The sequence below is a fragment of the Photobacterium ganghwense genome, from assembly GCF_003025595.1.
GTDB classification, from domain to species: Bacteria; Pseudomonadota; Gammaproteobacteria; order Enterobacterales; family Vibrionaceae; genus Photobacterium; species Photobacterium ganghwense.
In genome coordinates, this window is record NZ_PYMI01000004.1 from 90,621 (window position 1) to 115,958 (window position 25,338).

The 25,338-nt window shown below is 47.3% G+C and carries 26 protein-coding genes; 18 read left to right on the top strand and 8 right to left on the bottom strand.

Annotation, left to right across the window (positions count from 1 at the left end; translation table 11 throughout):
• Positions 1-20 precede the first annotated feature (20 nt).
• From C9I92_RS25585 to C9I92_RS14760, 5 genes are all read left to right on the top strand, one after another.
• Complete coding sequence (locus tag C9I92_RS25585) at positions 21-551, top strand: hypothetical protein (RefSeq protein ID WP_053061862.1); 531 nt, start codon at positions 21-23, stop codon at positions 549-551.
• 61 nt (positions 552-612) lie between these two features.
• Complete coding sequence (locus C9I92_RS14740) at positions 613-1,071, top strand: GNAT family N-acetyltransferase (protein ID WP_047886317.1); 459 nt, start codon at positions 613-615, stop codon at positions 1,069-1,071.
• Positions 1,072-1,246: 175 nt separating this feature from the next.
• Positions 1,247-1,477, top strand: a complete 231-nt coding sequence (locus C9I92_RS14750) for a hypothetical protein (protein ID WP_207104245.1) — start codon at positions 1,247-1,249, stop codon at positions 1,475-1,477.
• Between the two features lie 158 nt (positions 1,478-1,635).
• Entirely contained in the window at positions 1,636-2,211 is a 576-nt protein-coding gene (locus tag C9I92_RS14755) for a hypothetical protein (protein ID WP_047885804.1), read from the top strand.
• A gap of 6 nt (positions 2,212-2,217) precedes the next feature.
• Complete coding sequence (locus tag C9I92_RS14760; protein ID WP_107193876.1) at positions 2,218-2,601, top strand: phosphotransferase; 384 nt, start codon at positions 2,218-2,220, stop codon at positions 2,599-2,601.
• 59 nt (positions 2,602-2,660) lie between these two features.
• On the opposite strand, the gene C9I92_RS14765 is transcribed toward C9I92_RS14760, so the two are convergent.
• On the bottom strand, positions 2,661-3,617 hold the full coding sequence (locus C9I92_RS14765; protein ID WP_047885805.1) for an IS110 family RNA-guided transposase: 957 nt from the start codon (positions 3,615-3,617) through the stop codon (positions 2,661-2,663).
• Positions 3,618-3,846: 229 nt separating this feature from the next.
• Here C9I92_RS14765 and C9I92_RS14770 point away from each other — a divergent pair, with 229 nt between their 5' ends.
• Entirely contained in the window at positions 3,847-4,209 is a 363-nt protein-coding gene (locus C9I92_RS14770; RefSeq protein ID WP_047885806.1) for a MerR family transcriptional regulator, read from the top strand.
• A gap of 44 nt (positions 4,210-4,253) precedes the next feature.
• Positions 4,254-4,553: a putative quinol monooxygenase gene (locus tag C9I92_RS14775; protein ID WP_047885807.1), complete on the top strand. Its 300-nt coding sequence runs from the start codon at positions 4,254-4,256 to the stop codon at positions 4,551-4,553.
• Positions 4,554-4,857: 304 nt separating this feature from the next.
• Here the strand turns inward: C9I92_RS14775 and C9I92_RS14780 are convergent, their stop codons facing one another.
• Entirely contained in the window at positions 4,858-5,892 is a 1,035-nt protein-coding gene (locus C9I92_RS14780; RefSeq protein ID WP_047886318.1) for an AbrB family transcriptional regulator, read from the bottom strand.
• Positions 5,893-6,196: 304 nt separating this feature from the next.
• Here C9I92_RS14780 and C9I92_RS14785 point away from each other — a divergent pair, with 304 nt between their 5' ends.
• Entirely contained in the window at positions 6,197-7,114 is a 918-nt protein-coding gene (locus C9I92_RS14785; RefSeq protein WP_053061864.1) for a GGDEF domain-containing protein, read from the top strand.
• Between the two features lie 384 nt (positions 7,115-7,498).
• Here C9I92_RS14785 and C9I92_RS14790 read toward each other — a convergent pair whose 3' ends face one another.
• Positions 7,499-8,254 (bottom strand): metal-dependent hydrolase, encoded by a 756-nt coding sequence (locus C9I92_RS14790; protein ID WP_047885808.1) that lies wholly within the window; start codon positions 8,252-8,254, stop codon positions 7,499-7,501.
• 230 nt (positions 8,255-8,484) lie between these two features.
• Positions 8,485-8,979 carry a GNAT family N-acetyltransferase gene (locus C9I92_RS14795; RefSeq protein ID WP_107193897.1) on the bottom strand — a complete coding sequence of 165 codons (495 nt, stop codon included), beginning with the start codon at positions 8,977-8,979 and terminating at the stop codon, positions 8,485-8,487.
• Between the two features lie 100 nt (positions 8,980-9,079).
• Here C9I92_RS14795 and C9I92_RS14800 point away from each other — a divergent pair, with 100 nt between their 5' ends.
• Both C9I92_RS14800 and C9I92_RS14805 read left to right on the top strand, forming a co-directional pair.
• On the top strand, positions 9,080-10,960 hold the full coding sequence (locus tag C9I92_RS14800) for a DUF294 nucleotidyltransferase-like domain-containing protein (RefSeq protein WP_047885810.1): 1,881 nt from the start codon (positions 9,080-9,082) through the stop codon (positions 10,958-10,960).
• Positions 10,960-11,712, top strand: a complete 753-nt coding sequence (locus C9I92_RS14805; protein ID WP_047885811.1) for a 3'-5' exonuclease — start codon at positions 10,960-10,962, stop codon at positions 11,710-11,712. The genes C9I92_RS14800 and C9I92_RS14805 overlap by 1 nt, the downstream gene beginning before the upstream one ends.
• A 101-nt stretch (positions 11,713-11,813) precedes the next feature.
• Here the strand turns inward: C9I92_RS14805 and C9I92_RS14810 are convergent, their stop codons facing one another.
• On the bottom strand, positions 11,814-13,391 hold the full coding sequence (locus tag C9I92_RS14810; protein WP_047885812.1) for a BCCT family transporter: 1,578 nt from the start codon (positions 13,389-13,391) through the stop codon (positions 11,814-11,816).
• Positions 13,392-14,054: 663 nt separating this feature from the next.
• On the opposite strand from C9I92_RS14810, the gene C9I92_RS14815 reads away from it, so the two are divergent.
• Entirely contained in the window at positions 14,055-15,926 is a 1,872-nt protein-coding gene (locus C9I92_RS14815) for a PhoX family protein (protein ID WP_047885813.1), read from the top strand.
• 85 nt (positions 15,927-16,011) lie between these two features.
• On the opposite strand, the gene C9I92_RS14820 is transcribed toward C9I92_RS14815, so the two are convergent.
• The 3 genes from C9I92_RS14820 to C9I92_RS14830 form a co-directional block, all read right to left on the bottom strand.
• Entirely contained in the window at positions 16,012-16,719 is a 708-nt protein-coding gene (locus tag C9I92_RS14820; protein WP_047885814.1) for a peptide-methionine (S)-S-oxide reductase, read from the bottom strand.
• A 132-nt stretch (positions 16,720-16,851) separates the two neighbouring features.
• Positions 16,852-17,700, bottom strand: coding sequence for a patatin-like phospholipase family protein (locus tag C9I92_RS14825; protein WP_047886320.1), 849 nt, complete (start codon positions 17,698-17,700; stop codon positions 16,852-16,854).
• Positions 17,701-17,821: 121 nt separating this feature from the next.
• Positions 17,822-18,460 carry a hypothetical protein gene (locus C9I92_RS14830; protein WP_242551903.1) on the bottom strand — a complete coding sequence of 213 codons (639 nt, stop codon included), beginning with the start codon at positions 18,458-18,460 and terminating at the stop codon, positions 17,822-17,824.
• A gap of 22 nt (positions 18,461-18,482) precedes the next feature.
• Here C9I92_RS14830 and C9I92_RS25590 point away from each other — a divergent pair, with 22 nt between their 5' ends.
• The 7 genes from C9I92_RS25590 (at position 18,483) to C9I92_RS14860 (ending at position 25,268) form a co-directional block, all read left to right on the top strand.
• Positions 18,483-18,833 (top strand): hypothetical protein, encoded by a 351-nt coding sequence (locus C9I92_RS25590; protein ID WP_146149696.1) that lies wholly within the window; start codon positions 18,483-18,485, stop codon positions 18,831-18,833.
• Positions 18,796-19,809, top strand: a complete 1,014-nt coding sequence (gene msrP, locus C9I92_RS14835) for a protein-methionine-sulfoxide reductase catalytic subunit MsrP (RefSeq protein ID WP_047885815.1) — start codon at positions 18,796-18,798, stop codon at positions 19,807-19,809. The genes C9I92_RS25590 and msrP overlap by 38 nt, the downstream gene beginning before the upstream one ends.
• Positions 19,809-20,438, top strand: coding sequence for a protein-methionine-sulfoxide reductase heme-binding subunit MsrQ (gene msrQ, locus C9I92_RS14840; protein ID WP_273859680.1), 630 nt, complete (start codon positions 19,809-19,811; stop codon positions 20,436-20,438). The genes msrP and msrQ overlap by 1 nt, the downstream gene beginning before the upstream one ends.
• A gap of 281 nt (positions 20,439-20,719) precedes the next feature.
• Positions 20,720-21,448 (top strand): hypothetical protein, encoded by a 729-nt coding sequence (locus tag C9I92_RS14845; RefSeq protein ID WP_047885816.1) that lies wholly within the window; start codon positions 20,720-20,722, stop codon positions 21,446-21,448.
• A gap of 8 nt (positions 21,449-21,456) precedes the next feature.
• Positions 21,457-22,818, top strand: coding sequence for an MATE family efflux transporter (locus tag C9I92_RS14850; RefSeq protein ID WP_047885817.1), 1,362 nt, complete (start codon positions 21,457-21,459; stop codon positions 22,816-22,818).
• A 198-nt stretch (positions 22,819-23,016) separates the two neighbouring features.
• Complete coding sequence (locus C9I92_RS14855; protein ID WP_047885818.1) at positions 23,017-24,423, top strand: amidohydrolase; 1,407 nt, start codon at positions 23,017-23,019, stop codon at positions 24,421-24,423.
• A 230-nt stretch (positions 24,424-24,653) separates the two neighbouring features.
• Entirely contained in the window at positions 24,654-25,268 is a 615-nt protein-coding gene (locus C9I92_RS14860) for a superoxide dismutase (RefSeq protein ID WP_047885819.1), read from the top strand.
• The last annotated feature ends 70 nt before the right edge of the window (positions 25,269-25,338 follow it).

A 25,338-nucleotide genomic window follows, 5' to 3' on the forward strand; every position in this document is an offset into this window, starting at 1 on the left:
GTGCACAGAAGGATCGGAGTATGTTCAAAAGCCTTGTTGCTATCATAGGGATATTCATTTCCTTTTCTACGTTCGCAGACGTAATGAACGTTTATATTGAAAAGGAAATAGATGATGACAATATTATCGTTGTAACAGCTAAGGGAGATAGGCTGTTACTCGAAAAGTGGACTATGAAGTTATCGCCGCTCTTATTCGAAGGCAAAATATTTCCCGCAGATATCAGCCCTCTTTGGGTAAAAATGTATATAGAAGGCAAAGGTGAAATAAAGTGGTCTGTAGAAGACCATTTAGGAACTGTAGACCTTAATGCTAAAACTGATACTACTAAACCCAAAGCTCCTAGCGTTCAAGGCTATCCAATCGAAATTGCTAATAATGACGAGTTATTTATCATTAATGGCGAAACCTTTAAGGCACAAACTTATTGTCTCGGTTGGGAAACAGGTGAGCAAGTAAAATTTATAGAAGGTAGTCCATATGGTGCATGTGCTAGCGCGAAGCTATTAAACTTAAATAGAGGCGAAACTTGTGATGTTTGGTGTGAATAATGCACCTAACAAGGCCATTAAGAGGGACGTCCAACACTCCGTTGCTTTGGTGGAAATGAATATGGAAATTACAATTAGGCGTATCGAAACAGAAAGCATTGAGGATAAAGGTATATTCGAGACTTTGTTCAGAGAGTACCTATCTGGATTCTCGGTTGAACTAGATCCCTCTGTTATTGCTCAGCTGTTTGCGCTGCCTTATTTCCACGGATTTATCAGTTTTGTCGACAACAAGCCTGCCGGTTTTGCGGTTTGTTTTGAATCGTTCTCAACTTATCGTGCGCAAAGAGTGATGAATATCCATGACTTTATGGTGTCGGATAGCTTTCGCAGTAAAGGTGTTGGCAGGGCGCAACTGAATGGTATCGAACAGTATTGTCGTGATAATGATTACCTCAAAATCACACTAGAAGTCGGTGATGATAATGTTGCAGCTAAAAAGCTCTACTGTTCATTGGACTACGAAGATTACAGAGTAGTTTTGAAAGGTCAGCAACATTGGCAAAAGTACCTCAATTAGCACGCACATAACAAACTGTTCAAGAGGGATTCGGCACGCGTGGCATTTTTACTATGCGTTAGTTTTAGTGGTTACGGTGTTATGCGGAAGCTTCGGTATTGCGTGCCTCACACCTTAATTGGGCGTTAGTTGCTTGGGGAAAATTAGCTTACAGGGAGTAATCAGATTGGTAAAAATGTACGGTTCTGAAGAGACAAGGGCGTTTTGTTGTAATTGTAAAGAAGTTACGCTGCATAGGTACGTAAGTTTCTCTAAGCCAAAGGAAGTAACTGAGAAAAAAGCTAAAGGTTTCTTCTCGGGTCTATTTGCTGCAATAGTTGGTGCATTAATGGAAGGTGAAGCAACTGGTGATTACAAATGTACAGTATGCGGTACCAATCTTCATACACCAGATAATTTAGATTGAGGTTCAGTATCTCTATTACTCTGCCAGTGGCAAGCTACGCAACTAACAAGCTGTTTAAGAGTGATGACTTTAAACGCTCGATAGAAAATTTGGACATAATGCACCATACCATTGGGATAGCGCATATTGACAAGCGCATAGTTAAAGGCAAACTTTGAATGAGTACTCAACCGTGTTCTAAACACCTTTCTGATTGGAAGCTTGATGACAAATACTGGATCGAGAATACACTTAAACAACTAAATTACAAGAAAGTTGATGAATTAATCATTGTCGAAGATTGGTTTTTAGGTGATGTGTGGCGCATTCCAACAGAAAAAGGAAATGTATATTTTAAAGCAACAGCATCATTGCCACTGTTCTCTAATGAAGCGGGTGTCTGTAACCTTCTTGCTCATATTTTCAAGGATAAAGTGCCGGATGTTTTAGCTATTGATAAAGATCGACGTTGGCAACTAACTAGTGATTTTGGGGAGCCGCTGGATGAAGATGTAGATTTGACGGTGTGGAATGACGCATACCAGATATGGGGGGAGGCACAGAGTTTATCTGTTGAGCATGTTAATAAGTTACAACAATCAGGGTGCCAATCACGAAGTATCGAAAATTTAGCAACACAACTCATTTGGCATTTTAACCAACCCAAAATTGCAGCGATTTTAAACGATAAAAATATTGTTTTTGATAGTAACCTTTTGTCGAAATTAGAAATAGCAGTTCACAATCTTAAATAATATTCTTTGCCAGATTGTCTTGTTCATGGCGATTTACATGAAGGTAACATGGCAAGAACTGCCGAATCTTATTTGTTTTTTGATTGGAGCGATGCTTGCATTACTCATCCATTTATGGACGGTAATTTCATTTATCAGTTTTCAGAAACGAGTTTGAAGCAGAAGCTAATCAAGAATTATTTGTCAAATTGGCGCCATTATTTACCTGAATCAGAATTGCAAAGAGCTTGGGAAACTGCAGAACCAGTTTGCTATGCACATCATACTTTAAGTTATGCATCTATTGTTCTGAATGCTATAGACGGTAATGAAGATGACGTAGGTGATTTTACAGAATCATTTACAAGATATTTGTCATGTTTAACCAATTCAATTCGACACAAGAAATAGAACTTAATTATTCACAAAAACTCTAAAGTGCACATAACAAACGACTATGGCGTCAATAGCTAATTTCTGGCTATGTTTTCGTTCCACATGACGCCATCTCGAAGCATCGAATTTAAGATCACAACCATCTTCCTTACACACGCAATAATGGCGACTTTTTTCGGTTTCCCTGCATCTAAAAGTCGCTGGTAAGTATCTTTAAAAACAGAGTTACACTGCATTGCAGACATCATAGCCATGTAGAGCACGGTGCGTACTTGTGCTCGTCCCCCCTGAATGACTCGCTTGCCTTTATAGCGTCCACTTTCTCGATTGATGGGGGCAACACCAATGAGTGCAGCGGCTTGTTTGTTGGTAATAAGCCCAAGCTCAGGAACGTTGCTAATGATGGATGCAGCTGCGACTTTTCCGATGCCGGGAACGCTCTGCAGAAGACGATTTTTGTTTTGATACTCGGGGCATGATTCAATGAGAGATAGGATTTTTTGCTCAGTTTTTTCTATCTGATTTTTAAAGGTCGTGAGCACGGGTTTGATGGTGCCAGCCAGATGTTTTGGTAATGATTGTAATCGGTTTTTCTCCATGGTTTGCATGGCCAGCAGTTGATGACGGCGAGCGACTAAATCACTCATTAAACGCATATTTTCAGGTTTCAGTTGCGTCAGATTAGGTTGAATGGCCTCGCTATAGTGAGCAATGAGTCTAGCATCTAATTTGTCTGTTTTAGCTCGTTGACCAATGGCTCCGGCGAACCGTTTTATATGTATGGGGTTGGCAATAACAAAGGGAAGTTTTGCTTCTGAACAAGCAATGATGAACGGCATTTCTAGACGTCCAGTTGCTTCGACAACAACACGCTGTGGGACATGTTGTTTGATTGTTTTGATGGCCTCTTTGATACCTTTCTCGTCGTTGTTAACAGTAAAAAAGATATCAATTGGGCGAATAAAAATGTCTAGTTGTGACTTACCTGTATCAACACCTACATGAATGTTTTGATGTGTGCTTGTATTCATAATAAGCTAACTCTTGCTTGCGAAATGCGGGTTCGAGACCCAGTCGACTATTCGAGGTTGATGCTTGGAGTCCTATGCGGCGTTCATGTTTGTTATCGGTCTCTCGACAGAGGAGCCAGCGTTTAAACGAACTACCGCATAAGAAGCTTTAGTTGCAGCTAAAGCTTGGGTCTCACATTACCCAAATGACAAGCTTATTATCCATACAAGCGTTTAATAGGGAGTTAATATGAAAATTTCTGAAGTATCAGAAAAAACAAATATTTCAATTCATACGCTACGGTACTATGAAAAAGAAGGACTATTACTGAATATTCGTAGAAATGTTTCTGGACAACGCATATTCGATCAAACAGATATCGAATGGTTGACTTGGATTAAGCGATTAAAATCTACAGGCATGCCACTAGCGGAAATCAAAACGTTTGCGAAACTACGCTTAGCCGGCACTAATACATTGCATGATAGAAAATTATTACTTTTAACTCATAAGGTCAATTTAGAACGCGAGATAGAACGACTGAATGATGAGTTAGAAATAGTACGCTACAAAATAAACGCGTATGACGAAAAAATACTTGACCTAGAGTGAACTCTAGGAGTTAGTGTACTGACTTCACTAAAAAGGAGTCATTCATGTTTAACAAAGGTTATTACATTACAGCAGAGTTAAAAGTCAAAGAATCTGTGGACATCAATATAGCATTTCAACACCTTAAGAAACTTTGCGATGAGACATTAAAAGAGCCAGGATGCTCAATTTTTACACTTCATCAATGCATCAATGATAAGAGTCGCTTTTTATTGTGGGAAAGGTTTGATAGTGAGGAAGATTTCAAATTTCATTTCGTTCAACCTCACACATTAGAATATTTGAAGCATGATTTGACTGAGGTGGTACAGTATTTTGCCAGTGATGTAGCTAAAAACGCTTAACAAGAGCCTATGGCGTCAATAGTGTTAATGTTTGGCGCTGTTTTCATCACACCTCACGCCATCTTGGGGCATGGAATTGAGTATCACGCCCCCCATTTACGGCCAAGGCAACCTACACCAAGAGCAACTGACACCAAGGGCAACGCTTCGCCACCCTTTCGGTGTATGCACCCTACTTTGATCGTACAAAGAACGACATTGCGAGGAACCAAGATTCTTCACTACTTCTTATAATTTTCAACGAATGAGCCAGATGCCATACCCAAAGTCATGTCAGACGTCGTCTCTGAATCGATGTCAGCCTTCAGACCCTGTTGGCCGCCCACTTGTTTTTACACATCCAAATGACCGGCAATATGTGCAATACCAATAAACGAATCACATGACTCAGCATCACAAAAGCCGGTTCCAACCCCAACATCAACGCAGTTGCCGTCATGGCTTCGACACTTCCCGGCACCCAGGACATCACCAGCACAAGAAACGATTTTTCGGTCAGCGAGCTGAACACCAATGCCACCAACAGGGTCACCAACAGTCCCAGTGACATTACCGCCACGCCTGCAGCCATATAGCTGAGCATCTGCCGAAATGTGACCGTCTGAATTCGCACAGCAACCAGCCCCCCGAGCAGTACCATGGCTATCATCCCGGTTGCCTCCGGCAGCCTTACATTTGCGTCCGGCCACCAGTAACGAGCACCAGCTGTGACAACCAGGCTGGTGACCATATAAGCTGCGGGCAACCCCCATTTCCCCAGTCCGAATCCAGCCACGTAGGACACCAGCATTACTGCGCCCAATATCACCATGTCCACAGGTGGCGCGACATCAACGACCTCCGCCGCCTGAGCGGCCTGCGTGACCTCGGGTAAACCGTACATAGCAATGGCCGTGGCCAACAACATCAGGGTAACGAGCCGGACAGTATGGGTGAAAACTACACGCTGTGACGGCGCTTTCTGGCTGTCGGCAATGGCCAGTACCGCGCCCATTGCACCGGGAAAACAGCCGAGCAAACTTTCGTCTTTGCCCCAATTAGCCATTTTTCTCAGCCACCAATACCCTGTCAGCATTTGTAATGACAAGCAAAACACTAGCCCGACACCTAACTCAAAAGTGAACGTTTCCTGCCACTGCTTCACTTCAAGCAGGCTGCCGACACTAACACCCAGTACAATCTGGATAATTATTAATGTTACATTTGGCAATATCATTGGCCGATGTAGTTTGCCGCCCATTAATACAGCAATCATTGCACCAAACATCCCGCCCATAGGGACCCCGCTCAAGGTGCCTAGCCATGCGCCACCAAACATATAGCCAAATGTCATTAACATCTTGTTGTCCTGAGTATTTTTGTTGAAAACATTGGAACACAACAATTTCATAACAACAAGTTTTCATCAGACAAATAACGTCTAACTTTCTTTACACTCATGTGCATTCTTTACGAACCGTATGCATGATTTAAAAAGATGACAGAGGTCTGATTCTTAAAAGTAATTAACGTTTAAAATGCGATTACCCTTGAATTTTTGGAATCAACATCACATATTAATGATATTGATACCTGTGTTATTAATGATGCCGTAGAGGCATAAAAAACGATTCTCAGACAGGCCACGAAAAGTAGTACAATTGATGGCGAAATACCCACGATTACAACAAGATCAGGATAATGCGTTTGCGTCGACATTCGGGATTTTGATTCATGACCATTTCAACATTGAGTATGTTGACGACAACTTATGCCGAATTTTTGGTGCCGAAAATCCAGACACCCTGCTTAACTTACCCGACCTGCTCAGCGTTCTGTGTGATTGTGACCCTCAAGCCGAACGGGCATTTTACGCTGAACTGATGAGTGGCCAGGCATCACCACGTATTATGACCTTCCGCCTGACCAAACCTTCTGGAGAAGTCGTTCATGTTCTGATTGCCGAGTCTATCATTCACTGGAAAGACAAGATGGCGGTCCAACTTTCGGTCATCGACATTACCGAAAAATACAACGACTTTAGTTCATTAGAGAAAAAAGCCTACATTGATTCATTGTCAGGGCTGACAAACCGGCATGGATTTGAGCGCATTCTGGAATGTGAAATCAGCCGTGCCCGCAAGTATGGTTATCCGATTTCCTGTCTGTTTATTGACATCGACAATTTTAAAACCATCAATGACACCTATGGCCATCATGTCGGCGATGATGTCATTACGTTGTTTGCCCAAAGCTGTAAAAACAGTTTCCGACAGACAGATTTCATCGGGCGCTGGGGCGGCGAGGAATTTCTGATCCTGTTACCCAATACGCCGCAACAATACTGCCACATGCTGGCTGAGCGCTTGCGTCAGGATGTGGCGCATCATTCTGTCACGGTTCAGGATGACAAATGCCTGTCCTTTACCATCAGTATCGGCACACAAACGCAGCAGGACGGCAATTACCATGCTCAGCAATTAGTCCGTCAGGCAGACATTGCGCTGAATCACGCCAAAAAACATGGTAAGAACCAAGTCGTCGCTTTTCACGACATTTGCAGGCAAAAGGCCGATAAGTAACTCCCCTAACCTAAATGAAAGCCGATTATTAAAAAGCCCCCTGACCTGTCATGCACATCCCGCTGTTACGATCATTAATGAACACAGTGACTTTAGTGCCATGATTCTCTGGTGTTTTTCTGCAAGGCTTCAGGGCTTTATCCTTATAACTCCCCGACCTTTAAACGACTTAGATTTCCTCACTGTTTTACTGTCATAACGACAACAACCGTTCAATCACAAAAGGGAGCCAAAGCTCCCTTTTGAATGAACACCCTGCAATGATGTTTAGTGGTTAATCATCACAGAGCACCTGTTTTTCACGGATTGAATCTTGTGTTCGGGCAGCCAGCATGCGCACTTCGTCAGCAACAACTGCAAATCCCCCGCCACGACATGGACTCGTTACTGACCATGATGAATACTGTCACGTGTCGAAGCCAACAAACTATCAAAAAATCCGACAACATCTTTCCTGTTCAGCCAATCTGGCTTAAACCGAAAGTCACTCCAATGAGAAAGTGTCTGCCAGGTTTTCTCCAGCGGTGGACTATGCACATACAGTGCCGCAATTAACAGGCACTGTAAGGCACTCAGGAACGGATTTCGTGGCGAAAAAATCTTCAACGCAGATCCGAATGACATTTTTAGCCGCCGGTTGGCTAAATCTACGCTGTAGATTTCATCCAATAGCAGGTGAACGGCTCCGCCACTGAAAATAAACAGTCCGGATAACCACGCCGTTACCTCCTGATAGCCCAGCAAGTGCAGTAGCCAGACGACAAACAGTCCGGCCAGCATGATAAAAGCGACCGAATGGCAGCAACCACGGTGCACGGTCAGCTTCTCAAGAGTTGCTTTAAAGTTGTAACGAATGGTGAAGTAACAGAAGGTGCCGTAAATAATCAGCTCAAGCATCGACACCATTTGATAGATGTGACCGACCACACTGAATGTGATTAACCCTCCAAACAACCGAAACAGAGTCGCCATGGATGTGGAATTGTCAGAATCAATATCGGGCAGTAATCCGCCGATGGTGCCGAGCAACATCAGCCAAAGTGCGGTGATCGGCACAACATGCCCTGCAGAAAGCAGAGCGGTGGCCGCCAAACTACTGGTTAGCGCGGCCGTTCCAAGGTGTGTTTTGAAATTAGCCACTGTAATCACATACCAGGCTGTACCAGTTACCGGCGTACACGCAGATGGAATTTGTACCTTCCGCGTATGACCAGACCGGACAGCCTCGTCTCATAAACTGGATATATGAACAGTATTATGTATCAATTAACCAGGACTTCAATAAAAAACAGGGTTTTAGTGTTTATCGTCGCATAATTGATCAGATTTTCGTCATAATTGACCATCACCTGACGTTAACAGACAAGAGATCACTCCGTTAACAACAACTGGTAAAAGGCCAGATCAAGCCAGCGATCAAACTTATAACCAGACTGCGTGATTAGCCCTGCGGCGTTAAATCCCAGTTTTTCATGCAGACGAATGCTGGCGCTATTCTCGGCATCAATGGCGCCAACCATCACGTGATAGCCCTGCTCTTTAGCCTGTCTGATAATCTCTTCCATCAGTAGCGCAGCAATACCCTGCCCGAAATAATCAGGGTTAAGGTATACGCTGTGCTCTACCGTGTACTGAAAAGCGGGCTGAGGACGGAATCGACCATAGGTAGCGAACCCCATCAGGGTGCCATCTGGGGTAAACGCGCCGATCACCGGGTAATTTTGCTCTGTTTTTCCCTCGAACCAGGCTTTGATAACCGCATCCGTTCTGGGCTCGTATTCATATAATGCCGTTGTATGTTCAATGGCATAGTTGAAAATCGTAAGGATTTCATCGCCGTGTTCGCAATAGGTGCAGTTCTTCATCAAAGTCACTGTCATTTCCTTCTAACAGGTTGAATTTAAAGCAAGTTGATGCGGTTTCATGTATACTGGTTAGCAACACTCAAGCAACACAGGCCATACCATGGAAGCCGAACAAATCGAAATACTGAATTTCATCAGTCAGTATCCGCCATTTAACCAGCTCCCAGAGGAGAGCCTTCGGGACGTTGCCCTGAACGTCGAGGTCGCATACTACCGTGCAGATACCATGATCGTGAATTTTGGCGATGACATTCACGACTTATATATGATCCGCAGCGGTGCCGTAGAGATTTATCGTCGAAAAGGTGAGCTTTACAACCGCATTGATGAGGGGGCCCTGTTTGGACAAATGGGCCTTCTGATGAATAACCGTGTCCGCATGCCCGCCCGCGCTATTGAAGATACACTGGTTTATTGCATTCCAGAAGCTGTATTTAATTCGCTGTGCGAATCGTATGATTCCTTTGCTGACTTTGTCGAAGTGGAAGACAGTGCCCGCCTGCGGAATGCCATTTCCAACCAGTCTGAGGAAAATGATCTCACCACATCGAAAGTCCGCACACTCCTCGCCCGTGAACCCGTGAAGGTTGGTGCCGATACTACTATCCAGGCAGCCGCCATGACCATGGCAGAAGAAAATGTCTCTGCCATTCTGGTCGTTAACCCCATGCCTGCCGGTGAGGACGATGACATTGAGCCGCTGGTTGGCATACTGACTGACCGCGACTTATGCTCACGTGTGCTGGCAAAGGGACTTGATCCAACCAGCCCGATTGAAGATGTGATGAGCACCGATGTGATCACTCTTGATCACAACGCTTATGTGTTCGAAGCCATGCTGACCATGCTGCGCTACAACGTGCACCATCTGCCAGTGATTCGCAAAGGCGATCCCATTGGTATTATTGGCATGACAGACATTGTCCGCTACGAATCCCAGAACAGCCTGCTCTTAGTCAGCTCGATTTATCAGCAGAAAACCGTTCATGACCTGCGGGTGTTATCTGAGCAGGTCAAAGATTGCTTTGTGCGTATGGTTAACGAAGACGCCAACGCTCACATGGTCGGCAGCGCCATGTCAGTAATAGGTCGCAGTTTCAAACAGCGCCTGGCTGAACTGGCTGAGGAGGAGTTTGGCCCGCCACCAGTGCCCTACTGCCTGTTGGCTCTGGGTTCGATGGCCCGTGACGAGCAGCTGATTGTGACCGATCAGGACAACGCACTGATCCTCGATGATCGTTATGACGAAGCCAAACACGGTGCTTACTTCGAAAAACTGGCTACCTTCATTTGTGACGGTCTGGCCGCCTGTGGTTACAGCTACTGTGACGGCGATATCATGGCAACCAATGCTGAATGGCGTAAAACCCGCTCGCAGTGGGAAGCCTGTTTTGCAGAATGGATTGATAATCCTAAACCCCAGGCTTTGCTGAACAGCTCCATTTTCTTCGATCTGGACGGTATATACGGCCGGGTCAAATGGGCAGAGCAACTCAATAGCTTCATTGTTCGTCGGGCACGAAAAAATAACCGTTTTCTGGCCTGTCTGGCACGAAATGCCATCAGCCGTACCCCGCCACTGGGTTTCTTTAAAGATTTTGTGATGGAAAAAGATGGCCGACACAACAATTCCATCAACCTTAAACGGCGTGGGACTGCTCCGCTGGCGGATTTGATTCGGGTGCATGCGCTGGCCGTTGGTTCACGTTCGCAAAACTCGTTTGAACGTCTTGATGACATCATTGACGCCGGCATTTTACCTAAAGGCCGGGGACAGGATTTACGTGATGCGATGGAGTTCATCTACATGGTCCGAATCCGCCATCAGGCGCTGGACATTGAAGCCGGCATTGAGGCGGATAACAGCATTGAGCCGGAAAACATGTCTGATTTCGAACGTCGAAACCTGAAAGACGCGTTTCAGATTCTGAGCAACGCCCAGAACTTTATTAAATTCCGTTATCAGGGTAATCGTCGCTAATGAGCATTTTTACCTTCACCCGCGAACAAATGCGTCGCCCGCTGCTCAACACCCGAGCCACCCCTGACTGGCCGACCTTTTTCAGAACCCTGCAAGAAAATGCGCAGGATGAACGACTGAAAGCGTATTACGCTGCGCCGATGGTGAGTGGCGATACTCCACTCTGTGATGTTCCTTTTGTCGCGCTGGATTTTGAAACTACCGGCTTAGATCCGAAGAAACATGAAATCATCAGTATCGGGCTGGTGCCATTCACGTTACAGCGTATTCGCTGCCGGGAATCGGCAGAATGGTTTGTTAACCCGAAGCGCCCGCTCAACGAAGAATCCGTGGTCATTCATGGCATCACCCACTCCACTCTGGAAAATGCACCGGATTTATTGAAAATACTGGAAGAAGTGCTCAACGCGTTGGCCGGAAAAGTGGTCGTGGTCCACTACCATAAGATTGAACGCGAATTCATGGCTGCAGCATTGCAATCCCGGCTGGGCGAACGCATTCATTTTCCGGTGGTCGATACCATGGCGATTGAGTCCGCGATTCAACAACGGGATCACGGCGGTTTCCTGAAACGTATGCGGGGCATCCGCCCCAACTCGGTTCGTTTGGGACGAAGCCGAACGCGTTATGGGTTGCCGGCCTATCATCCCCATCACGCACTGACCGATGCACTGGCCACTGCGGAATTGCTGCAAGCGCAAATTGCCTATCACTTTTCGCCGGATACACCGTTGTCAGAAATCTGGCTATAGTCACAATTCATCTATATCCATAAAAACAGACCATAAAAACAGCCCATAAAAAAACGCCGTCATAACTGACGGCGTTTTTGTTGAAAAGCTTGTCGAATGAATCAGTCGCGGAAGCGCTCAGTGCGGAAGCCCATAACCAGACTGACGCACATCAGCAGCAGGATGAAGACAAATGGTAAGGCAGTGGATATTGCACCGGCCTGCAGTGCTTCAATCGCTTCGGTACCACCGACATACAACAGTACAGCAGCAACAGCCCCTTCCATACTTGCCCAGAAAATACGCTGCGGCATAGGAGAGTCCATCTTACCGCCTGCGGTAATGTTATCAATAACCAACGAGCCGGAATCTGAAGAGGTAATAAAGAACACCATCACCAGAATAATAGCGATAACCGACAGCAGCGTGCTCATTGGCAATGACTCAAACATCTCAAACATCGCCAGCGGTACCGCTGTCAAACCTTTCTCACCCAGAACACCAATTCCATTCATGACCTGATCAATCGCTTGACCGCCAAAAACGGACATCCACAGTGTTGTTACCAGTGTAGGAACAATCAGCACCGCGATCATGAACTCGCGAATAGTACGGCCTTTCGACACTCGTGCGATAAACATCCCCACAAATGGTGACCATGACACCCACCAAGCCCAGTAAAACACCGTCCAGCCGTGCATCCAAGCCTGATCTTCACGGCCATGAGGGTTACTCAACGCTACAAAGTTTTTCACATAACCAGCAACCGTCGTCGGCACTGTGCTCATCGAAACAGAAAAGCCCACCAGCGCAACAAACACTAACAGTGCCAGTGCAACCAGCATATTGATGTTACTCAGCAGTTTCACACCACCATCGATCCCGCGAGCAACGGAAAAGATAGCCAGCAAGGTCACAACCGTAATCACTGCCACCTGAAGACCAATGCCGCCATCAATACCGAACACATGTTCGATACCGCTTGCCGCCTGTTGAGCCCCCAGACCGAGCGACGTAGCCAGACCAAACATCGTGGCAAGCACCGCGAAGATATCAATGATATGACCCGGCCAGCCCCAAACGCGATCCCCCAGCATCGGGTAAAAAATCGAGCGAATAGAAAGTGGCAAGCCTTTATTGAAAGCAAAAAATGCCAGGGATAATGCCACCACGCCATAAATTGCCCACGGGTGCAGACCCCAGTGGTACATAGTTGCGCCCATTGCCACTTCAAAAGCTTCAGGCGTGTTCGGCGTGACATTCAATGGGGTTTCATACCAGCCGGTGTAGTAAGCAACTGGCTCAGCCACACTCCAGAACATCAAACCGATACCCATACCGGCCGCAAACAACATTGCCAGCCATGAAGTACGGGAATAATCCGCTTCGGCATCTTTACCACCGATACGGATCTTACCGTATGGCGACACAATCAAGGCCAGGCAAAAGAGCACAAAAATGTTACCAGCCCAGATAAACAATGCGTCTAACCCATTGATAATGCTGTTTTTAACACCATTCAGTACCGACTTAGCTGCTGCCGGGTCACTGACCAGCACTGCAACCAGGAACAGCAGGATCAGACCAGCACTGGTTCCAAACACAGGGTTATGGACATCAAATCCCCATTTCTGGATGTTGTCCTGCCCTACGGTGTAATCGGTATTGTCGATACTGTATTTGTCTATACGTTTACTCATACTGTCATCCAACTTACAGAAGGGATGTTCTACAGAAGCATTATTTGACCAGTGAGCGAGTTTTTCCACCCGTTAAAAAGTCAGATGATGATCCTGACAAACACTCTCAGCAAGAATATTTAGCCCTGTAATAATCAACACGATGAAAATATATAACCATTTTTAGACAATAAAAGTCAAGATCAATGTAATTTAGGCAAAAAATGATCATTTAATCTTAAGTTAATCCTACAACATCAAGATTCAATGAAATTAAGTCACACAAAAAATAGTTTGCACACTAATCAATAGCCAATTTATCTTCAAATGAATGCTTTGAGTCGTTGCCTTAATATCCACGTTTAACCGCCATTAATAAGCATACGTTGAAATCCGCAGTCGTGATCTCTCAGCAGTGATTAAGCGGGCTTGTATTAATTATTATTGGTCATTCAGCGCGTTGCTGGCCGAGTCTTAGAGCAAATCTCTAAGTCACATTGGCGATGGGTCACAATCTCTTTGAGTCACATTCAAAACAAAATGCCTTTCATGTCTGTTTTATCGGCACATTTGTAAGATTTCTGTCACACACCAGTCACTTAAGTGCCATAGTTGGCATATAGCATGTGGCCGCATCAAATAAACATAACAATCTTCAAATCAGATTTTCGAAAGGAAGACAGTATGAGCAGTGTTGAGCGCCACGATGAACCAAGATTTAATCAAATTATCAGCAAGGGGCTGAACCGCAGGCAGTTCCTGCAGGCGACGACGGCCGCCGGTACTGTGGCATTTTTTGCAGCGACACCGGTTGCAACGGCTGTTGCTGCTGAAAGCAACAGTAAGCTTCTGGGTTTTAAAGGCATTCCAGCCTCAACATCAGATACGATTATCGTTCCGGAAGGCTATCAGGCTGACGTACTCATCTCATGGGGCGACCCACTATTTAAAGGTGCTCCGGCCTTTAGTCAGGGGGCAGACAGTCAGGCGCAGGAACAACAGTTTGGCGATAACAATGACGGCATGACCTTCTTCCAGATCAGCGACGATCGTGCAGTCATGGCGATAAACAACGAATACACCAATCACGAATACCTGTTTGCTCATCAGGGCAAAAACATGTCTGCTGATGACGTGAAAAAATCTCAGGCTGCACACGGAATCTCGGTGATCGAACTGATGAAAAAAGACGGTCAGTGGGTGTTCAATCAATCAGGCCGCCTAAACCGCCGTATCACCGCCAACACAGAGATGATGATGACAGGCCCTGCCGCCGGTCACGACCTGTTGAAAACAGAGGCAGATCCAACTGGCAAAAAAGCACTGGGGACATTCAATAACTGCGCAAACGGCCAGACGCCATGGGGAACTTACCTGACCTGTGAAGAAAACTTCAACAGCGTTTTTGGTGCCAACTCGTCTGTTGCCCTGAGCAGTACCTATGCCCGTTACGGCCTGTCTGAGCAGGATGCCGGCTACGAATGGTACAAGCATGATCCACGCTTTGATTTAGCAAAGACGCCAAACGAACCACATCGCCATGGCTGGGTTGTTGAAATTGACCCGATGAATCCGAACGCCACGCCTAAAAAACGCACTGCGCTGGGCCGTTTCAAACATGAAAATGCGGCACTGACAATCAATAACGACGGTCATGTCGTGGTTTACATGGGTGATGATGAACGAGGCGAGCACCTGTACCGTTTTGTGTCTAAGAACAAATACAACGCTTCCAATCCAGCCGCTAACCGTGATCTGCTAGATGAAGGTACACTGTTCGTTGCTAAGTTCGATGCGAAAGACGGAGAGCTGAAAGGCGATGGTGAGTGGGTTGAGCTGACATTCGGTAAAAATGGTCTGACACCTGAGAACGGTTTTGCCAGCCAAGCAGACATACTGATTTTTGCCCGTCAGGCAGCAACTCAAGTTGGCGCGACAACAATGGACCGTCCTGAATGGGTCGCGGTTAATCCAAAGAGCCAGCACGTATTCTGTACCCTGACCAACAACAAAAACCGTGGTGTGAAAGACAATCAGCCGGTTGACGGTGTTAACCCGCGCGCCAAAAACCCCTATGGCCACATCGTTCGCTGGGCACCTTCTGGCAAAGATCATACGGCAAAACGCTTCAGCTGGGATCTGTACCTGATTGCCGGTAACCCGACTGTCCATACAGGACTGATGGGCGGTAGCGACAACATCAATAAAGACAATATGTTTAACAGCCCTGACGGTATCGGCTTCGACAATGCTGGTCGCCTTTGGATCCAAACCGACGGTAAATACACCAACGAAGGGGATTTCTCTGGCATGGGCAACAACCAGATGCTGTGTGGCGATCCGGAAAGCGGTGAAGTGCGACGCTTCCTGACTGGCCCTGTCGCCTGTGAGATCACTGGCCTGACATTCAGTCCGGATCAGAAAACCATGTTCATCGGGGTTCAGCATCCGGGCGAAGAACTGGCACCGTCACACTTCCCTGACGGCGGCAACACCATTCCTCGCTCATCCGTTATCCGCATTACCCGTAAAGACGGCGGTATTATCGGCGCCTAACGTGGCCGATATCTGAACCTTAACGCTCCTTGCACTCTTTTGACGGGCCATTTGGCCCGTCTTTTTTCATGCCTTTTCAATTCATTTATTTTTTGGGGTTTTTAATGGCTTGCTGTGCAGCAATCACAGTTTGCTTATCATCGGGCACCAACTCCCGATAGTGCGTTAGTAACCGGGAAAGTTTGGGTGTGATGTAAGCATTGCAAAAGGGGCGATCCGGGTTGGCATAATAATAATCGTGCATACCCGGGTCACTGGAGGTGAATCGACGAATCATCAAGATTTGTGTCATCGAAAGCATTCGAGCTGGAGAAGCCATTCGAGTTGGAGAAACCATTCGAGTCGAAGAAGCTATCTGCGGTGAATGCGTGACTGGCGCTGAAATAGCCGTAGGCTGGGATAGCGAGGCCTGTCGATGTTGCAAAGCCTGAACGTGATTACGATTATCGTTCTGCAACGCTAACTCATTCAGCGCCTTCTCAACCGCACAGTATTGTTCTCCGTGATAGACATACACTGCTGATGGATAACGGGAACGCCGGACATGGGAGGAAGAGCTGTTATGTGTAAGCTGGTGAATGGCAACCAGACTTTCAATCGGAATCACATCGGGGTCAAACCAGACCAACACACTCTCGGTCAAAACACCATTAACCAAGACACTATCAACCATTACACGGTCACGTGGCGTAATCCAGCCCGGTAAGACTTTCATCACACCCCGTAATGACCGAAATACTGCCTCCATACACCAGTAACAGCCACCTGAAAAGCCCAGAATTTCAGTTCGCATTGTGGCTATCCTCACATCGCGCAACAGAATATGTTAAAGTCAGCACCCCGACCCCACTATCAAGCCACATTTTCAAACCACATTTTCAAACATGATGCGGTACTTTCAAACATGATGCGGTCAGGCTCAATACTAGATGCCTGCGGCTACCAGACCTTGCTGATAGCCCGTCTCCAACTTTTTCTTGTCTGTTGTCAGGCGACCAACGAGAAAATCCGCAGGCGGTGCAATCACTGTCATGTTACAGTCTTCGGGTGGATTATCGATAAAATCAATGGCCTGATTATAGCTCTCTGCCCTGTTCAATATGGCATCCGCTAATTTAGGAGTCTGAGCCAGCGTATGGCGCACCAGCCAGGGGCTGCGTGACGGCGTTTTGCGGTATCCACGGGGACGTGACAGGATCACGGTAATATCTCTGGCACCCATTTCATACGCCTTTTTCACCGGGATAGAATCCGCTACGCCACCATCGGTCATCGCAATGCCGTTAATTTCAGGATAGTCGCGGTACGCAATCGGCACAGAACAGGAGGCTTTGAGCAATTGATTAAGGTTTTCCGCCGTTGCCTTAATATAGGCAGCTTCACCCGTTTCAATCACTGTCGTCACAATATAGAAAGGAATATGCTGGCTAAACAACGTTTCGGTATCGAGCGCAATTTCTCTCAATGTAATGTCCCACAGCCAATCCAAATCCAGCCAGTGGCCACCTTTCACAAACCGCAGTAAGTCAATGAACTCAGGCCGACAGGAGTAATCGGTAATCACCCGATAGGAACGTCCGGACTGATTGGCCAGCCAGGCCGCAATATTGGTTGAACCGGCAGAAACGCCCAGACAAAAATCAAACGGGCGGTAGTTGGCCGCCAGATACTGATCCAGTACACCTGCAGCAAAAATTCCCCGCATGGCACCGCCTTCCACAATCAATGCCGACTTTCTTTCCTGCTGCGTGCTATCCTGTGTTGTCTTTTCCATGTTGGTCATCCTGTGAGTCCTGTTTTGTCAGTATGTTAGGAAATAAAGGTAAGACCATCCTGAACATTTCCTGAACAGACAAGGAATACTCCCATCAGCACATCCATTGACGGAGCCAGACTCAACTAAAGCTAATTGCTGCTCGCTGGAATCGGCTGTCTGCATCCTGATAGCACTGCGCATCCGGGCGATAATAATCAGCAGGCATCGCCGTCAGCAGCCCCTTGTCTTTTAATCGCTTCCATTCTTCTCGGGTGATACGTACATAAGCTAACTCTTGCTCCAATAAATGCTGAATGGCCGCGACGGACAATTCATCATCCCTGACCAGCGTTTTCAGCTTCCCGACCATGACTTCCAGCGGCAATTTTAACTCGCTGACACACAGCTTTAGATAGCCTGTTGCTCTGGCGGCTTTTGAAGGCATCGCATGAGGTAAAATCTGCGCCCAGTCAGGTTTATTCTGTCGGGTAACCAGACCGTGCCGGTAGCAGTAATACGCTTCAAAATACTGCCGCAGTGAGTGATACCGCTCGGCATACACTTCCAGATAGATATGCTGAAGCTCAATGCCTGCGTAGTAATCCAGTAACTCACGGTGTTGACTCTGGATGTCATGCGTACAACCAGTCGTTTCCTCACTCATGACTGGTCGACGATCTGAAATGTCATGTTGGTAGGCTCCAATACCTTGGCTGTTACAACTGGAACCTTGGCGATTAATACTGATGTTTGGGGAGGCTGGCTTAGGCTTTTTCATGTTGTTCTTATGGATACGACGGATGCCCGCAACAGTATCGCCTTTCCTGTTAATTTCAAGTCCATATTCTGACAAGTTCTGCTTCAACGATAGGTTGTCTGGAAACGCTCTGCAATGTTACGGCTTAATCGCCACGATTTATTTGAAATTTTTTCTGCGCTGCTCAGGTCTTATCAATCAGACTGATGGAACCGTATTTTTCATTGCCCATTACCCAATGCTACTGAGCAGAGCACTTCTTGTTCTTTTGGCAGTGGAGATCTGGTTCGTCACCTCACTTATCAGCCACGGAGATGAGCCTGCATGGCTCAACGTAACGACGGGAAAAGGACACTATGTTAATCAAAAAATCCAACCGCTGGTCACTCAGTGAAAATGAAGCTACACCGGAAACCGTCTACCGGCAACGCCGCGATATCCTGAAAAAGCTGGGGATCACTATGGTTGGTCTTCCATTAGCGAGTCAGGCTCAAGCCGGTCTGTTCGACCTGTTCGAAGGCGATAAAAAACCCGCGCCGGATAACCGCAGGGCTCTGGCCACCCGCTCGTCTTCATATTCTAACCGGCAGCTGGCACTGACGCCCGAAGATAAGATTCTGAAGTACAACAATTTCTACGAATTCGGCACAGACAAATCTGACCCGGCAGCCAATTCACAGCAATTTCGCACCAATCCGTGGAATATTCAGGTTGGAGGCATGGTTCGGAACCCAACGACACTGGGTTATGAAGACCTTTATAAGCACTTCCCTCTTGAAGAGCGTATCTACCGCCTGCGTTGTGTTGAGGCATGGTCGATGAACGTTCCCTGGATAGGCTTTCCACTGGCTTCACTGCTGAAAAAAGCCTCACCAACCAGTGGCGCCAAATACGTTGCCTTTCAGACCCTCTATGACCCGAAACAAATGCCGGGCCAAGCCTCACGCCGCCTCGGCGGTGGAATTGACTACCCGTATGTGGAAGGACTTCGTCTTGACGAAGCCATGCACCCGCTGACGCTGCTCGCAGTTGGCCTGTATGGCAAAACGCTGGCACCCCAGAATGGCGCCCCAATCCGCCTTGTTGTGCCTTGGAAATACGGGTTTAAAAGTATCAAGTCTGTCGTCAATATTACCCTGACAGACAAACAGCCGCCGACCACCTGGAACCTGCTGGCACCTAATGAATACGGTTTCTACGCCAATGTTAATCCTAAGGTGGATCACCCTCGATGGAGCCAGGCCAGCGAGCGCTTTATCGGCGAAGGCAGCTTATTCAGCAGCCGTCGCCAGCCAACGCAAATGTTTAATGGTTACGCCAGTGAGGTGGCCGGATTGTATAAAGGTATGGATTTGAAAAGGAACTACTGATGCCGATGCCGCACCGTCTCAAATTGTCTCCCCGACATATTACCGTGCTGAAAACGCTGATTCATGTTGTGTCTCTGCTCTTTGTGGCGCAATTGGTTTTACTGACGCTAACCGGTGGATTCGGGGCCGACCCGGTTCAAGGCATCAGCCATTTTACCGGCAAAGCCGCGCTCAATACCCTGCTTTTAACCCTGTGTGTATCGCCGGTTGCCCGTTGGCTGAAGCAAGGGTTATTAGTACGGGTACGGCGACTGCTCGGGTTATACAGTTTTTCGTGGGCGGTTCTGCATCTGACCGCTTACCTTGTTCTCGATTTGGGGTTGGACTGGTCACTGCTGCTCTCTGAAATCACAGAACGTCCATACCTGACTGTAGGCGCGGCGTGCTGGCTGATTCTGTGCGCACTTGCTGCAACGTCACCCCAACGTATGCAGCGACGCTTGGGGACTCGCTGGCAAAAACTGCACAACTGGGTGTATCTTGCTGTTGTACTGGCTCCGGTGCACTATTACTGGTCAGTCAAATCTGGTGTCGTCGAGCCCCTGCTCTACCTGCTGTTTGCTTTCGTACTTCTGGCTTGCCGTTATCGCACTTTTAAGCGCTGGCTACCCGCCGGAGCGACACCGTAAAACGAGAAGCCTCTGGTCGACAGCAATGGTTATCGCCTGATCATTAAGCTCTGTTTCCGATTTTTCCGTCGTACGCCCCGGAACTAAAAATGCGAAGGCTGTTCCTCAGGTTGTGTAAGCGTAGAGAAGATAGTGATTCTGCAACATTCATCCCGTCTAACCACCTGAAATAACATAGAAGATACGATTTTTTCTGATACGATAAACTGAAGATTCAGAGCCGGCTCCTCATCCCGGAGCCGGTTCTCTTTGTACCATGGTTTTTATCGGCGGAATTTCATTTGGTTTCTGACTACCTTTCAACCAGCATTCAACGCTTTCAGTCTGATTGTCTGCAGTTGTGTGAACAGCACTATCCCACTGTTCACAACCGCGGTATGCGTGAAAATCACCTCGGAAAAGCGCTGTGTCGTCGAATCATCGCTACCCTGAAAGAAGCCGGATTCTCTGCCGAGTTGATTCAGCGGCAAAATGAAGAGCAATTATCGCAGCCGGTATTCTGCATTCAGTCTGATGAATTTGCGGTTTGGGTAATTGCACACCGTCTGCTCAGTGCAAACCTTGCCCGTCGTCAGGCGCTCATCAAAGCGATTGTGCAGACAAGAGACATTTCTCAGGCCAATGCAGATTCAGAAACACACTCAGCATCTGAGCAACACACAGAAGCACAGGCAGGCAGCAGTACGGCTGCCACAACAACCAATCTCGGCACACAACCGGATACCCATCTGCCACAACATCTGGTATTAGTAGCAGACCACTGGTTTGATCGCAGTAAAGCCAGTAAGGAAATCCCTGCCTGGTGGCTGGGGCAACTGCCAGAAAACACAGAAGCATATTTGAAAGATGGTGTTCGACTATTGGTACCTGAAACGTCCTTACCGGCGCAATTGCAGCAACTGGGCCTTCAGCCCGGTCAGCATACCATCCATCATCCCCTCACAAGGGATCACGGTTCACGCACTGTCTACAAATACCTGCTTCTGACGGCTCATTACACATTGACGTGAAAGACCCTATGGAAAAGGATTCCCCGAGCGCATATTTGCCGCTCAAGCACGATTCAGTTTATCGCCTGTTTATCCGCTACACGTTGCCGACCATTGCCGCCATGCTGGTCACCGGTGTTTATGTGGCAATTGACGGCATGTTTGTCGGCCATTTCATCGGTGAAAACGGCCTTGCCGGTATTATGCTTGGCTACCCGATAGGATCCATTTTGTATGCGCTGGGTGCCATGATAGGCATGGGAGCCTCTGCACTGGTCTCCATCAAGCTGGGTCAGGAACAAAAAGCACAAGCCCGACAAATTGTTGGCAATGCCTTCACGCTGTGTCTTATTGTCTCTGTCCTGACCTGTAGCCTTGGCATGATGTTCAGCAAACCGATACTCATCTGGCTGGGTGCCGAAGGGGAAATTCTGCAAATGGCGCAGGATTACCTGTTCTGGTATTTCGCCATGGGAGCCTTTGCCATTCTGTCGATGGCCTTCTCCGCACTATTACGAAACGACGGCCAGCCAAACCGGGTTACGCTGATCATGATTTTTGGCGGGGTACTGAATGTCATACTCGACTGGTTGTTCATTGTCGTGATCCCCTGGGCGCTGACCGGTGCTGCCATCGCGACCATGCTCTCGCAGTTGGCTACTGCCTGGTTGTGCTTACAACATTTCTTTTCTGAAAAAAGCGAACTGCGAATTGGCTGGGATACCCTGCGTTTGCGCTGGCAACATTGTACGCAGATTGTACGACTGGGTTTTTCCAGCCTTCTGATGTACCTCTATCTGTCCGTGGTCCTGACCCTTCATAACAAAGCACTGCTCTGGGTTGGGAAACCCATCCATGTGGCCGCTTACGGGGTGATCAGTTACACCGAAGCATTCTTTTACCTGATTTTTGAAGGGATTGCGCTCGGCACTCAGCCAATTACCAGCTACAACACCGGGGCCGGACTGCATGATCGCGTCACAAAAACCCGTAATCTGGCTTTTGGTACGACCATCACTTTTGCTTTGCTGGGAGTCATCTTCCTGTACAGCATGCCGGAATGGGTGGTTTACCTGTTTGCCGGTGATAACGCTGCCCTGCAACCAGTCGCTATCGAAGGCATGCAACTCTATTTCTGGGGGTTACCAATGGAAGGCATGTTGCTGGTCGGCGCGACTTACTTCCAGTCAATCAATCAGGCTAAAACGGCCACAATGTTGACTGGCGGAAAACTCATCCTGATCACTTTGTTTATTTTCGCATTGGCCGGAGTCTGGGGAGTCAATGGTGTCTGGATAGCCCTGCCACTGTGCAGTACCACACTGGCTGTCTGGATGCTTTTTCAGCTAAGGCAACAGGCTCGCCCTCAACCGGCTTTGTCGATGGGTTAAAAGCAATTATTGACGGCTTAACCACAGGTAAACGTTTGCCATGTTGAAAATGGTGGTCTGTAGTTTAACTATTGACCACCTTCTTAATATCCAGTGACCTCAATCACAGAATGACTTGCCTTTACTGAATACTGATTTTCAAGTTAGTGACATCAGGTATCATGCTGCGCAAGCTAATCAATGTCTGGAAAGTCATTCATGTTCAAGAAAACCCTGCTTGCTGTTTCTCTCGCCGCGACATCCCTGTCTAGTGCCTCTGCTTTCGCCGTCGAACAAGTCGATCTTCTGATTAAAAACGCCACGGTACTTACCATGGATCAGAAGAAGAACGTCTTTGAACATGGTCTGGTTGCCGTAAAAGACAATAAGATCGTAGCCGTTACCGACGGTAGTGATCTCAAAGAGTATGAAGCCAGCCAAACGATTGATGCCGATGGCGATATTGTCATGCCCGGCCTGATCAATACTCACACCCATGTATCAATGACCGTTTTCCGTTCAATGGCGGATGATGTGCCAGATCGCCTGCACCGTTATATTTTCCCGCTGGAAAGCAAACTGGTGTCACGTGATATGGTGCGAATCGGTGCTCAATTAGGCAACGTGGAAATGGTCAAAGGTGGTGTCACCACTTACGCCGACATGTACTATTTCGAGGATGAGGTTGCCAAGACTGTCGACAAGATTGGCATGCGGGCAGTTCTCGGTGAAACGGTGATTAAATTCCCGGTTGCTGATGCCGCCAATGCAGATGAAGGCATTCAGTACGCGGTCAATTTTATTGAGTCCTACAAAGATCACCCGCGTATTACACCGGCGTTTGCTCCTCACGCACCCTACACTAACACCACAGAAACGCTGAAGAAAATCACTGAGCTGTCGAAAAAATATGACGTGCCAGTGCTGATCCACCTGGCAGAGTCTGAGCGTGAAAATCAGGTGATTGCAGAGCGCAGCGGCGGCAAATCACCGGTTGAGTACATGGCTGACATTGGCGCACTGACACCTAACCTGGTGGGTGCGCATGTTATCAACGTCAGCGACAGCGATATTGCTCTGCTTAAACAGCATGATGTTGGCGTGGCTCACAATATGAGTGCCAATATTAAATCTGCCAAAGGTGTTTCACCAGCACTGAAGATGTTTGATGATGGACTGCGTATTGGTCTGGGGACGGATGGGCCAATGTCCGGAAATACAATCAGCACCATTGACGAATTTAACCAAGTGGCAAAAGTCCACAAGCTGGTAAACAAAGATCGGGCAGCCATGCCGCCGGTAAAAGTCATTGAGATGGCAACCATAGGCGCAGCACGTGCACTGCACATGGAAGACAAGATTGGCTCTCTGGAGCCAGGCAAACTGGCTGACATCATTGTGGTGGACACCAAAGCACCGAACATGGTGCCGGTTTACAACCCGTATTCTGCACTGGTGTATTCCGCCTACGCGACGAATGTTAAACACACCATCGTTGACGGGAAAGTACTGATGCAGGATCGCCAGTTGCTGACAGCAGATGAAAAAGCGATTCGCGATGAAGCACTTAAGTTTGCAGATACCGTACGTAAAACTGTGATTGAAAGCGGCGAAGTCGTTCAGTAATTCGCAGCCCTCAGGCTAGCCGTCTGTCTATATAGGTAAAAAATATAAAAAGACAGGTAAAAATCATAAAAAGCAGCAATCTGATTGCTGCTTTTTTTGTTTTTCATTCCTCTCCTTTTCATTGGAGTTGGCTTCTAGTCTCATCATCGAATTATCGTACAAAAAACATGGTTGATAATGATATTAATTCTCATTAACATGTGGGAATAATAAACCAAGAGAGTACGATCATGACATATCAATTTACCCCGCTACCTTATCGCTATGATGCTCTGGAACCGTACATCGATGCAAAGACCATGGAAATCCACTATGACCGTCATCACCGTACCTATTTCACGAAATTCATGGAGGCGATCGCCGGTACAGAACTGGAAGATATGACACTGGAATCCATGTTTGCCAATGTGTCTTCCCTTGCACCAGCCATCCGGAATCACGGCGGGGGTTACTATAACCACAACCTGTATTGGGCCTGTATGTCTCCCCATGGTGGTGGCCAGCCGGGCGGTTTGCTGGCAGAAGCCCTGCATTGTCATTTTGGCAGTTTCGAGGATTTCAAAGAGGCGTTTTCCACACTGGCTGCCACACACTTTGGTTCCGGCTTTATCTGGTTGTCCGTAGTGGGCGGTCGTCTGGAAATTTCTTCCACCAGCAACCAGGATAACCCGTTGATGAACATTGCCGAGGTACAGGGAACCCCTATCCTTGCACTGGATGTCTGGGAACACGCCTACTACCTGAACTACCAGAACAAACGCCCTGACTACATTGACGCCTGGTGGCAGGTTGTTGACTGGGATCAGGTACAACAACATTACCTTGACGCGCTGCAATCTGTTTAGTTTGAAATACCCAAGGTCGAGAGGCACTAAAGAGAAACTCTTGGGTTAAGAGGCTCTTGGGCTAAAAGGT